The sequence below is a fragment of the Flavobacterium sharifuzzamanii genome (genome assembly GCF_003254585.1).
In the GTDB taxonomy this organism is placed as follows: Bacteria; Bacteroidota; Bacteroidia; order Flavobacteriales; family Flavobacteriaceae; genus Flavobacterium; species Flavobacterium sharifuzzamanii.
In genome coordinates this window covers 173,975-187,429 of record NZ_QJGZ01000040.1, presented here as the reverse complement: position 1 = coordinate 187,429, position 13,455 = coordinate 173,975, and the positions used below count along the sequence as shown (strand labels likewise).

At 34.0% G+C, this 13,455-nt stretch carries 8 protein-coding genes; 1 reads left to right on the top strand and 7 read right to left on the bottom strand.

What is annotated here, in order from left to right; translation table 11 throughout:
* Positions 1-154: 154 nt before the first annotated feature.
* The 5 genes from DMA14_RS15950 to DMA14_RS15930 all read right to left on the bottom strand — a co-directional run bounded on the left by DMA14_RS15950 (position 155) and on the right by DMA14_RS15930 (position 8,428).
* Positions 155-1,120 carry a DUF4861 family protein gene (locus DMA14_RS15950; RefSeq protein WP_111425585.1) on the bottom strand — a complete coding sequence of 322 codons (966 nt, stop codon included), beginning with the start codon at positions 1,118-1,120 and terminating at the stop codon, positions 155-157.
* 12 nt (positions 1,121-1,132) lie between these two features.
* Positions 1,133-2,071, bottom strand: coding sequence for an alpha/beta hydrolase (locus tag DMA14_RS15945; RefSeq protein ID WP_111425584.1), 939 nt, complete (start codon positions 2,069-2,071; stop codon positions 1,133-1,135).
* 99 nt (positions 2,072-2,170) lie between these two features.
* Positions 2,171-3,844 carry a RagB/SusD family nutrient uptake outer membrane protein gene (locus DMA14_RS15940; RefSeq protein WP_111425583.1) on the bottom strand — a complete coding sequence of 558 codons (1,674 nt, stop codon included), beginning with the start codon at positions 3,842-3,844 and terminating at the stop codon, positions 2,171-2,173.
* 12 nt (positions 3,845-3,856) lie between these two features.
* Positions 3,857-6,958 (bottom strand): SusC/RagA family TonB-linked outer membrane protein, encoded by a 3,102-nt coding sequence (locus DMA14_RS15935; protein ID WP_111425582.1) that lies wholly within the window; start codon positions 6,956-6,958, stop codon positions 3,857-3,859.
* A gap of 30 nt (positions 6,959-6,988) precedes the next feature.
* Positions 6,989-8,428: a glycoside hydrolase family 28 protein gene (locus tag DMA14_RS15930; RefSeq protein ID WP_111425834.1), complete on the bottom strand. Its 1,440-nt coding sequence runs from the start codon at positions 8,426-8,428 to the stop codon at positions 6,989-6,991.
* Positions 8,429-8,716: 288 nt separating this feature from the next.
* Between DMA14_RS15930 and DMA14_RS15925 the strand changes: the two genes are divergently transcribed.
* Positions 8,717-9,745 (top strand): LacI family DNA-binding transcriptional regulator, encoded by a 1,029-nt coding sequence (locus DMA14_RS15925; RefSeq protein WP_111425581.1) that lies wholly within the window; start codon positions 8,717-8,719, stop codon positions 9,743-9,745.
* A gap of 356 nt (positions 9,746-10,101) precedes the next feature.
* Here DMA14_RS15925 and DMA14_RS15920 read toward each other — a convergent pair whose 3' ends face one another.
* A complete protein-coding gene (locus tag DMA14_RS15920; protein WP_111425580.1) occupies positions 10,102-11,724 on the bottom strand; it encodes a UxaA family hydrolase in 1,623 nt (540 codons plus the stop codon).
* 214 nt (positions 11,725-11,938) lie between these two features.
* Entirely contained in the window at positions 11,939-13,384 is a 1,446-nt protein-coding gene (locus DMA14_RS15915; protein ID WP_111425579.1) for a tagaturonate reductase, read from the bottom strand.
* Positions 13,385-13,455 lie beyond the last annotated feature (71 nt).

Below are 13,455 nucleotides of genomic sequence, written 5' to 3'. Positions count from 1 at the left end.
AGAAGCACGCTTCTTTAAATACTCTTTTAAAACGCTATACAATCTATATTTCTATGTGTTAAATTTTTCACGCAGATTTCACAGATTAGGCAGATTTTTTTTAAATCTTTTTAATCCTGTATCCCGATAGCTATCGGGAGTGGCAAATAACAATTTACATTTTCCCTTTTTTGTTCAGTACTTCCAATTGCTTATCTAAATATTGTGCAAATTCTTCTTTTGTTTTGATTCCGTTTACTTCTTGTTCCCAAGCGCCTAAAAGGTAAAAAGTCACCGCTTTTGTAGTTGGCTTAAAAACTAAAAGATAATCTAAGTCTGTATCTGCGATATTTTCGATCGTACTAATTTCATAAAAAATTGCCATTCCTAACTTGTCTGGAACCAAAGATTGCTCTCCATAAGTTGCCAGATACGCCCATTTTTTGTTTTTGCTTTCTTTTTTAAGCAATTCAGCTGTTTTTTGTTTTACAATTCCAGTACAGATTCCTTTAATTGCCTGAGAAGCTTTAATAGTATGCTGCGTATATAATTGATCTGGTTTAATTGTCAATTCTGAAGTAAAATCAATTTTGTCTGAAGCCGTTTTCCATCCATAATAATTTACTTTTACTGTAGATTCATTCGATTTGTTAGCCACTGTAGCAATTGTTGAATCTACTTCACGGAAGTGCAATTTTTCATTGTTTAAATAACGGTCGATAGAACCAATTCCGATTCCTTTTCCTGCTTTTAAAATATCAGCTCCCCAATCGCTCATTTCATGGTACGAATCGAAACCATCCTTTCCTACTTTTGGCAAAATATTTTCTGATGTCTTTTTTCCGAAGATATCAATTGCATTTCTCCAATCTAAATACAAACGATATCCAATTCTGTTACTTTCCCAACCTGGACCTTCGTAACGAATATCAAAAGAATGGTCGGTATGCTCTGGAGCTAGCTTTAATCTGTCCACATTTTTAAATACGGTACCTCCTTTATACTTTCTTCCTTCCCATTTCCCGTCTGTTTTAGCAGAAATTTCGGCGTACGTTTTGTTGGTTTTAATATCATATTTCTGCGCATTTATAGCTGTTAGACCTGCGAAAAATAAAACTGCTGTGGTGATTTTTGCTTTCATTTGTATTCTAAATTATTTAAAAATTTTATCTAAAAATCGTACGCTGTACGAGATTGTCTGTGTAAACCAAGGATCATAAAACCAAAATGAATGAGGCGAATCTGGAATAGTCTGCACTTCATTATAGATTTTATATTTATTCAAAATCTGAATCATATCGTCTCTTCCTGCATGAAATCTCGGAATACTACTGCAGATGTATAATATCGGCGGTGTATTTTTGTCTGTATGACTCAATGCCGAAGCATTCTTCCAATTCTCAGGAATCTCATCTGATTTTCCTCCAAGCCAAAATGCTGCCATATCTCCTTCTGAGGATTCTGGATGTTTAAATGCCAAAACACCGTCTACATCAATTATAGCATTGACTTTTGACGATGCTCTGCTTTTAAAATTTTTCTCTTCAAAAAACGGGTCATTATTTGTTGTACCAATCAAAGCTGCCATTTGACCTCCCGAAGAACAGCCTAAAACCGCAATTTTGTTTGGATCTACATTAAACTTGTCCGCATTGTCTTTGATAAATTTTATCGCATTCTTAACGTCAATAACTCCTGTTGGATATTTTGCTTCAAGTGAAAGTCTGTATTCTATTGCAAAACAAGAATAACCTTTTGCTGCAATTTCTTTTCCTATAAATTGCATCTGATTTTTATTTCCCGATCTCCATCCTCCGCCATGAATCATAATTACGGCAGGACTTTTTTTCTTTTTAGTATTGATAAAAGCATCAAAATGCAAAACGCGATCGTGTTCTTTATTGTAAACCAAATCGAATGTTTCTTTAACATTTGGATTTGCTTTTATTTCTGGAATCGTGATAAATGGATATTTCTTAATTAATTTAGCGTAAGTGCTTTTAATGGTATAAGACGTGTCTACCTTGTAGTGCTGGCTTTGCATTACAATTACATTAAAAAACAATACTAAGATTAATTTAAATTTTCGCATTTCTAATCTTTACTTTTTAGTTAAGAAAGGAGTTCGACCTATAGTCAAACTCCTTTTTAACTACTTCAAAAAACATAGTTCTCAAAAAATTACCAATTACTAATAACCAGGATTTTGAGGAAAATCTTTATTTTGGTTTAAATCCAAAGCAGATTGTGGTATTGGTCTTAAAATTTTAAGCTTGCCGTCAACACCAACAAAATTTGCTTCTTTTATTTTATAATTATACGCTGAGGCTCTCGCTACTAATGTTCCTGTACGTTTTAAATCGAACCAGCGTTTGTACTCTCCTAACAACTCTCTTCCTCTTTCGTCTAAGATATAATCAATATTAAACTGAGCTAAAGTCGCATTTGCCACACCTGCTCTTCTACGCACTTCATTTAAACGAGCCAAACCAGTTCCTGGATTTCCTTCTTTTAAATAAGCTTCAGCAGCAATTAAATACGTTTCTCCAAGTCTCGAAACAATAATGTCTCTTGTGCTTACAGGTCCTGTACTTGATGGTGTAGTTGGATCTGGATCGTCAAATTTCTTAACTGGAATCGTATAACAATCTAAGTTTTTAATTAGCGTATGTGCCGCAGAATATTCTCCCCAAGGATGATATACAAATGTTGCCGATAATCTTGAAGCATTAGCTGTCATCCAAGCTGTTTTATCAGCAGCTGTAAACCATTTTGGCTCATAAAAATGTCTCACTTTTAACGAAGCAGGATTTGAACTTCTGTAGTACGGATAGTATAAAATAGTTTTTGTAACTCCATTTGTTGTTTCTGGTCCTTCTACAATTTCAGTCATAAAAGTAGCATTCCATCTTGCATCGCCTTTTTCATATAAACCTAAAGCATAATCTGTAGGACACAAATTGTAGCTTCTTAAAGGCGCTCCTGTTTCTGCTCCTCCTAAATAAGAACTGAAATAGTAAAATTGGTTATTACCCAATGTTGTAGGGCTTGTACTTGTTGAAGCCTTATCATATTGTACAGAAAAAATTGTTTCTGCATTTAAATCATTTCCTGGCTTAAACAATTGATCGTAAGCTAATGCTAAAGTTTGTCCAGCAATTGCAGCGTCTGCATAAGTAGCTGCTTTTGAAAAATCATCTGCTTTACCAAAAGTTTCGTATCCTCTTGTTAAGTATACTTTTGCTAATAAATCGTTTACTGCTCTTTTATTTACTTTTCCAGCCGTGCTATAAGCTGCTGTTCCAACATTAGCCAAAGCAAAATCTAAATCTGATATAATTTGTGTATATACTTCTTCTGCTGTGTTTCTTGTAAAAGATAAAACAGGACTTGTAATATTCTCACTCACAATTGGCACTCCTCCATAAGTCTGAACTAATAAGAAGTAAGCATTTGCTCTAAGAAATCTAGCCTCGCCTACTAATGTATTAAGATTTGAAGTCTGCTCTGTTACTGTAGAATAATACACCGTTTTATTTACAGACTGAATCAGCTGATAACATGAATTGTACAAATCGGCAACATTGTCTGAAGACGGAATCAAAAGCGCGTACTGGCTTAAACCTGCTGGTTCTGGTGTTCTTCCTTCTGCATACATATCGGTTCCAGCTTCAAAAAGCCACGGATTTCCGCCATAAATTCCTTTTAACCAAGCGTAATTGGTATTAACTAGCAATTGAAAACCAGCTGCCGTTTTATAAGTTCCGTCAGCAGGAACATTTGACAAACTCTCCTCTTCAATATAATTGCTGCAAGAACTTAAGGTTCCTACAATGATTCCTAATAATATGATGAATTTTTTCATTTGATATCTTTATTAAAATTTAACACTTAATCCCAATTGTGTAGTCACTGATGCTGGACGGTTTACTCCAAAAGCAGCACCAGCCCATTCAGGATCATATCCATCAAAATCTGTAAATACAAATGGGTCTAAAACATTTATATAAATTCTCAAATTACTGATTTTAAGTCTTTTCAATAATTCAGAATCCAATGTGTATCCTAAAGATATATTTTTAATCTTCACGTAAGAAACGTCTCTGTAGTACCCAAATAGAGAAGTCCAGTATGCTCCTGCACCAGTTGCAACAGGTCCTGGTCTTGGGTTTTCATTATTTGCATTAGCCGCAATTCCTGTTCCGTTTGTTGGAATAAAATAATCCATTGCCAATTTCTGACGCCCTCTATCGCTCACATCAGCAAAGTTTTGGTGGAAAGTACTCAAAACTGTTTGGCCTTGACTTGTTAAAACTGAGAAGTTGAAATCGAAATTACCAACAGTCAATTTAGAATATAAACTTCCTTGCCATTCTGGATTTGCATTTCCGATAACAGTTCTGTCATCTTGATTGAATTTACCATCTCCATTCAAATCTTTTGGCCTTGCCTGTCCTGGAGCCATTCCATAAGATGCTGCTTGTGCCGCTTCACTTTCTTGCCAAACTCCATCATAAACATAGTTGTAGTTTGGATTTAATTCAGATCCTAAGATTAATTTATTACCAATATCACTTACTTGATCCTGATTGTAAATTGACTCTAATTTGTTTACGTTTTTAGTGAATGTAAAAGTGGTTTCCCAGTTTACATTTTTACTTTTAATATTTTTAGTAGTCAACAATACTTCAACCCCTTTGTTACTAACCGAACCAACGTTAGCATAAGTGTTTTTCCAGCCAGTTTCTGCTGGCAATTGTTGTTTGTAAATTAATTTATCTGATAGTCTGTCGTAAACATCTACAGAACCTGTAATTCTATTGTTCAAGAATCCGTAATCAAGACCAAAGTTTAACTCACGTGTTTTTTCCCAAGTTAAATTTTGATTCGCTAAGTTTTCAGACTGCCACCCCGCAACCACATTGGCTCCGTTTGCATAAAAAGTCTGCTGGTTTAATAAAGCCTGAGAAGTATAAGGCGCAACGTTATCGTTTCCTGTATAACCTAAACTCGCACGAAGTTTTAAATCTGAAACAACTGAACTGTTTGCTAAGAAAGATTCTTTACTGATTTTCCATCCTAAAGCTACAGAAGGGAAACTTTGCCATTTATTACCTTCAGATAAAACAGAAGAACCATCCCATCTTGTAGAAGCTGTCAATAAATATTTGTCTTTAAAAGTATAATTTAAACGAACCGCATAAGAACTTAAAGTATTCTTTTGATAGCCTGAACTTATATTGTAACTTGTCTGAACTCCTGATCCCATATTATTTGATCCAACATCGAAAGGCTGATTGTTAGAATATAAATAAGATGTTTCATCAACATTTGAATACAAACTCTGCAACAATAAAACACTAAAATCATGTACTTCATTAAACGTATGCTTTAAATCAATTTGATTATCCCAAGTGTAATTAAAGTTATTGAAATTTTTAATTGATGCTGAATTTTTACCATTTAGCGTTACACCTGCATTTGTCTGCGCTTTATAAGCCGCACTTGTCACAGTATTTTCGATACCTCCAGCAAATGTTGTTTTAAATGAAAGCCATTTCAAAGGCTGATATTGGAAGAAAACATTTCCAACTGTTTGCCATGTTTTTTCTGTTTGAGAAGAATTGGCAATTTCCATTAAAGGGTTTACAGTACTTGTTTTATTAATTGCCCATGAGCCGTCGGGATAAGTTAATTTACCTGGAAGGAAAAATAACGTTCCTACTTTTTCATTTCCTTGTGCATCAACAGCCCAAGGCGACATTAACGGACTTAATCTGAAAGCGTCCTGCATTGCTAAATCACTCCCTAATTGTGTGTCAATACGAGCAATGGTAATGTTGGCACCAGTAGTAAATTTGTCATTGATTTTGTGGTTTAATCCTAGTTTAAAAGAATACTTATCAGTAGAATCATTTTCGATAAGTCCTTCATCACTTTGAACACCAAATCCTAAGTTGTAGCTCAAACCAGAATCTGAACGTCCTGTAACATTTAAGTAATTGTTTTGAGTCATACCTGGTTTAAGAACAGCATCTGTCCAGTCAAAATTATAACCGCTGTTTGCGCGAGAAACTAATAATGGACTCTGATTTCCTGCTAATGCTGCTAATTGCGCTGGCGTTTGTGTTAGCGGCGTAGCACTCATGTAAGCTACTTGATGGAATTTCCACCATTCTTCTCCGTTCATCATTTTTGGCATTCTTGCGGCAGTCTTATTACCGTAAGAAGTGTCAAAAGTTACGTTGATTCCAGATTTTACATTAGCACCACTTTTTGTAGTTACGATAATAACACCACTCGCTCCTCTAGAACCATAAATTGCAGCCGAAGAAGCATCTTTTAAAACGTCCATTCTAGAAATATCCTGCGGATTCAAAAAGTCAATATTGTCAACAGGAACCCCATCTACAATATATAAAGGCGAAGATCCAACTAATGAATTGTTTCCTCTGATCACTACTTTGTATCCATCTCCCGCACGTCCTGAAGCTGATGAAATCTGAACCCCTGGAGTACTTCCTTGAATTGCCTCTAATGGACTCGTAGTATTTCTTTCTGTGATAGTTGCTGCGCTGATTGTACTAACAGATCCTGTAAGATCTGTCTTTTTTACAGAACCGTATCCAACAACAACAACTTCATTTAATGAATTGGATTGCTCAGCAAGAGTTACATTGATTTTTGATTTCCCAGCAACACTTACTTCTTGTGTTTGAAATCCTAAATAACTAATTATTAAAGTTGCTTTACTGTTTGATACATTAATTTTAAAACTTCCTTCAAAATCTGTCGAAGTTCCGTTTTTTGTTCCCTTTTCATTAATGTTTACCCCTGGCAGTGACATACCAGTAGCGTCGGTAATCTTCCCTTCAATTGTGGTTGACTGTGCGTATATAGAACTGCACAGTAAAAAATTCAGGAAAAAGAAAAATACAAAGTACTTATCTTTTTTCTCAGATAATTGTTTAATACTCATGTGGTTTAAAGTTTGGTTAATTGATAGTGTTTAGTTAGTAATAGATTCTACTTTTTTCTCATTGATATAGGTATTTATAAAATTTATGTTTTTGACGTTTTTTAATAAATAGAGCGAATCTACTTTTTGAATTTTCACATTTTTCAATGTAATATTCTCAACAGGCGATTCTTTGTAACCTTCAGCCCAAACGCTGTATTTGCCACCGTTTTTTACTGTTACATTCTCTAAACTTACATTTCTGATTGTTGGTATAAAGTTTCCTGTCTGAGATCCGTAGACATTGTAAAACATATTCAATTTCAGAACACATTCTTTTACGGTTCCAACTTCAAGATTTCTTACGTAGATATTTTCAATGATTCCGCCTCTTTTTGAATTGGTTTTGATTCGAATGGCGCGATCCAAATTTGGACTGTCCATTACGCAATTTTCAACAAAAACATTGTTTACACCTGCCGAAATTTCGCTTCCAATTACAACTCCTCCATGACCGTCAATCATTTTACAGTTTTGCACAATAATGTTTTTACTTGGAATGGCTACTCTTCTCCCGTCTCCGTCACGTCCTGCTTTAATTGCGATACAATCATCGCCTGTATTAAAAGTGCAGTTTCTAATTACGATATTTTGTGAATATTCAGGATCGCAACCATCATTGTTCGGACCATGACTATTAACCGTTACTCCATCAATAATCATGTTATTTGTTTTTATTGGATGCAAAATCCAAAATGGAGAATTGATGATTTTTACATCTTTTACTAAAGCTGTATTACATTCAAAAAACTCAATAAAATTTGGTCTTAAATAACGCCCTTCTCCAAAAACTCTTTCTGATACCGGAACTCCTTTCTCTGCCATATCGACCAATACTTCACGATTTGTTGGATCATTTTGAGACGGAATACCTTTTTTCCATCCATAATTTTTTCCACCAGACCAAATCCACCAGTTTGTGCTGTCAGCTTGGCCATTTAAAGTACCTTTTCCTGTAACGGCAATATTGGTTTTGTTCTTTGCATAAATAAGCGGAGAATAATTCATCACCTCGGTTCCTTCCCAAGAAGTATGAACAATAGGATAATCTTTCGGATTTAAACTAAAAAGAATCTCAGCATTGTCTTCCAAATGCAGGTTGACATTACTTTCTAAATGAATGGCTCCAGTTAAATATTTTCCATTTGGAACTAAAACTTTCCCACCACCATTTGCTGCACATTCTTTTATAGCTTTCTGAAACGCTAAAGTGTTTAACGTTTTTCCATCAGCAACAGCACCAAAATCGTTGATGTTATAAACTTTATCTGAAAAATGGACTTGCGGAATACTTTTTATAACTAAATCCATTGTTTTCCAAGGATTCTCCGAAGAAACAGAAGAAGAATGTCTTGCACATGATAGCATCAAAAGCCCTAAAAAGGCTAAAAAAAGAATCTTTTTTATTGTGACTATCTTATTTGTAATCATTTGCATAGATTTTTCTTGTTTTAATATCAAAAACACTAAGTTTTATGTAATCGATTACACGAAAGTAGAAAAATAGTTCTGAGACACCAAATTAATTTAGAAAAAAATTATATATTTAATTTTTATTACAAATTTTAATTACATTTAATGCAAAAATTTAGATAATTTATTATCATTGTAAAACCTAAAACGTTTGAGTTTTAAATTATGGTAATCGATAACAATATTTATTGCGTAATAAAAAAAAATGTACTTTTGTTTAAAAATAATTCGATAAACTTTTTTTGAATGAGTGAAAAAGTAACTATTTACGATATTGCTGAAAAACTAAATATCACAGCTGCAACAGTTTCCAGAGCGTTAAACAATAATCCTAAAATAAAGGAAGCGACGCGTGAGTTGGTTATCAAGACTGCTGCTGCGATGAACTACAAGCAAAATAAACTGGCGCTAGCTTTAAAAAGTGGCCGAAGCAATAATATCGGAGTTATTGTGCCGCGTATTGACAGTAATTTTTTCGCATCGGTTATTCGAGGAATCGAAGAAGAACTTTATCCACACGGTTATCAGGTTATTATCTGCCAGACTCACGAAAGCATTAAAAGGGAAAATGAAAACCTCCATACACTTGTAGACGCTCAAGTTGATGGCATTATGATGTCGGTTACTGGTATATCTGATGAAAATGACAGCGCTTTCAGGAACGTGTTAGAAAAAAATGTACCGCTAATATTTTTTGATAGAAGCAAACACATTGATGGTGTAAGCTCTGTAACCATTAACGACTTTAAAGGCGGTTATTTAGCAACTAAACATTTAATTGATGAGGGCTGTAGAAATATTGCTCATTTCTCTGGAGATCAATCGTTAGACATTTTCAAAAACAGGTTTTTAGGATACAAACAAGCTTTATTGGATAACGGACTTTCTTTTAACGAAGAGTATGTTATTTTCACTAAAAGTAGCGTAGAGGCAGGTAAAGATGCTGTTGATAAACTTTTACAATTACAAACTCCGCCTGATGCTATTTTTTCTTCGAGTGATTTTGCCGCATTGGGAGCAATTCAAGAGTTAAAAGAGCGAAATATCAGTATTCCAAGTGAGTTTTGTGTTGCTGGTTTCAGTAACGAACCTTTTACTAAATTCATGGAATTATCTATCACTTCTGTAGATCAGTCGCCGCTTGAAATGGGAAGAATGTCTGCACGTGTTTTCTTAGAACAGGTTGACAAAACAGATACTATTAAAATTGAAAAGAAAGTTGTTCTTGCGCCAGAATTACATATTCGTAAATCTTCTACAAGAACTAATTTTTAGTTTTTTTTCACCATATAAGTTATATAAGCTCATTTTAGAATGGGCTTTTTTTTGTAATCTTCGGAGAAGCTAAATATTTACAGATAAAAATTAGTCATCGAGAATAAAGCTCTAGCGGAGCGACATATTTTTTTGCAATCTAAATATATGTCGCTCCTCTGGAGCTTTATGTTGTAACCGGCTAATCTTTTGCTATAAATATTTTGCTCCTCCGGAGCTTTCTCTAGAAAAACAAAGACGTACTGCAGTGCGTTTCTACAGATAAATCTAACACACAAAAAAAGACGCACTATATTGTGCGTCTTCTATATAAACCTTTGTTACTTTGCTCCTTAGAACCTTAGTACCTAAAAAACTTAAAGTGATACTCCTCTTTTCCAAGGAATAAAATCGTTCTGATTTAAAATAGCAGCTTTTGTTTTGATGTTACCGCTGGCAACATCAATAATAAACTCAAGCATTTCGTCAGCCATTTCGTCAATTGATTTTTCGCCTGTAATAATTCCTCCAGTATCGATATCGATAATATCAGACATTTTGTTTGCTAATTGTGTGTTTGATGAAATCTTTACAACGGGAGCAATTGGATTTCCTGTTGGAGTTCCTAAACCTGTTGTAAACAATACCATATTGGCTCCAGAACCCACCATAGCCGTTGTACATTCTACGTCATTTCCTGGCGTACATAACAATGTAAAACCTGGTTCGCTAATATATTCTCCATAATCGTAAACACCTGTAATTGGTGATGTCCCACCTTTTTTAGCAGCACCAGCCGATTTCATAGCATCCGTAATCAAACCGTCTTTGATGTTTCCTGGAGACGGATTCATATCAAATCCTGAACCTGCATCAACAACTGTTTTTTCGTACCATTTCATTAAGTCTAAGAAACGTTTTCCATCCTCATCATCTATACAACGATTTACCAATTCTTGTTCTACTCCACATAATTCAGGAAATTCAGAAAGAATTGTAGTTCCTCCCAAAGCAACTAAATGATCCGATAACACTCCCAATGTTGGGTTTGCAGAAATTCCAGAGAATCCGTCAGATCCACCACACTCTAAACCAATTCTTAGTTTAGACAATGGAGCTGGTTCTCTCTTAATTTCATTTGCTTTTTTAATAGCTTCAAAAGTGTCTTTTACCACACTGCTCAACATCGTTTCAATTGTACCGATAGACTGCTGATCGTAAATTAAAACAGGTTTTTTACTGTTTGGATTAATCGCATCTAAAGCTTCTTTGAAGATTGAAATTTGAAGATTCTGACATCCTAAACTCAATACTGTTGCTCCAGCCACGTTTGGATTGTTTACATAACCAGCTAAAAGCTTTGCTAAACTATGAGAATCCTGACGAATTCCACCGCATCCACCTTGGTGTGTGATGAATTTTACTTCAATATTATTGAATAAATTAGCATCGTTTGAAGCTTCTTGATTTCCTGCTCCACCCGTTTCTGATTTCACCAAAGAACGCAACAATAGTTGATAATCGTTCTCCTTAGGTTTCATCAATTCTTTCTCAAAAATATCTTTTAAGATTTCGATGTTTCTGTTTTCACAAAAAACTAATGGAAAAAATAACCATACATTTTCTGTTCCAACCTGTCCATCTTCTCTATGATAGCCCTGCCACGTTCTGTCTTTCCATTTATCAACATTTGGAGCATTCCAGCCAATAGTTTCTGTTTTACCAGTAACTTTATCACTTTCGTGCTTTACGTTTGCTGTAGAAAGTAAACCGCCTTTTTCAATTTTAGCGCTTGCTTTTCCAACCAAAACACCATACATAATGATTCTGTCCCCTACATTAAAAGGAACCATTGAAATCTTATGTTTCATTTTTACATCAGACTCTACTGTAATTGATTGTCCTTCAAAATCAATCACTTCGCCTGCAGTAAGATCCACCAAAGCAACCGCAACATTATCGGTTGGGTGTACTTTTATTAATTTTTTCTGCGTTGCCATAATTAACCTTTGTTCTTTGTTCTTTTTGTTTTTCTTTTATTTTATCTGTTATGTGAAATTATTTTTTTCAATAATATTCACCAGCTTAAATTTAAATCTGTGTAAATCTGCTTTAATCTGTATAAACCTGCGTGAAAAAATCGATGTGTAACAAATATTTCACGCAGATTTAAAAAGATTTTAGCAGATCAAATTAGATTTTTATCTAACGGATTTATTTTATTCTTTCTTGAAACTTAGCAAAACCAGCTTCAATTCCGTTTGAATCAATTTCTTCTAAAGCAATTGTAATTGCTCTTGTTAAACCTGGAACTTCAGTCAAATCTTGGTCCCAGAAACCTTTGTTTTGTAATGTCAAACGAGCAATTTTCTCATAATCATCAGACTTCCAAAGTCCATTAAAGAATGTTGTAATATCTTCACCATCTTTAACTGGTAAACTTTCACCATTCCAAGTTCCTTTGTAGAAACGAATTAAACTCGCTAATGAAAAAGTCAAATTAACAGGCAATATTTTGTTAGCATTATAATATCCTAATAAACTAGGCAAAACTCTTACTTTGAATTTCGATACAGAATTTAATGCGATATCAGCAAGTGCATGTTTGATAAATGGATTTTTAAATCGGTCCATTACTTCCTCAGAATAGGCTGTAATTTCATTTTTGTCCATATCAAGAGTTTCACTAATTTCACTAATAACGCTATTTACAAATTTCCCTGTAAAATCTCCGTCGACAGTTTCCATTACTAATTTATTACCATGCAAAAGTGAAAAAGGAACCATTGCCGTATGCGCACCGTTTAAAATACGAACTTTAATCATTTTAAAAGGGCGTATATCATCAACGATTTTTACATTCAAATCTGTTTTGTGGAAAGGCAATTTTGCTTTTAGATCCTCTCCACCTTCAATAGCCCAAAGGAAAAAAGGTTCAGCCGCAACAATTAAATTGTCCTCATAATCTAATTTATTATTGTATTCTTCAATTTCAGCTCTTGGATATCCAGGTACAATTCTGTCAACCAAAGTACTATGATAGGTACAAGCATCTGATACCCATGTTTTAAATGCATCTTCTAATTTCCATAAATCAACATATTGTAAAATGTATTTTTTAAGCGTTTCAGAGTTATAATCAATTAATTCGCAAGGAATTATTGTAACTCCTTTAGAAGCATCTCCATTAAAATGTTTAAATCTTTCATGTAATAAAACCGTCAATTTTGCAGGAAATGACACTGGCGGCTGCATGTCTGGAGTATCACTTTCAATAAATTCAATTCCAGCTTCTGTAGTATTAGAAACAATAAACTGAAGTTCTTCTTCTTTAGCTAAAGCCAAATAATTTGCAAATTCAGTATATGGGTTTATAGTTTTTACAATGTTATTAATTAAGACAATATCTTGTATCTTTTCACCTTTTTTAATTCCGTTCATAAACAAGGTATAAAGACCGTCTTGATCATTAATCATATTTACCATACCGTCTTTCAAAGGCTGAACTACTGCAATACCGGCATTAAAATCGACTTCTTTATTTAATTTGTCAAAAGCATAATCAACAAAGGCTCTTAAAAAGTTACCTTCTCCAAACTGAACTACTTTAATTGGCTGTAACTTTTCTAATCCTGTATTTACTCTATTTAATTTTTTCATTTTAAATTTTCTTTAATGCGTTATAAATAACCATTTATAAACCTTATTTCTTTATTTCTGCCTTTAAAATT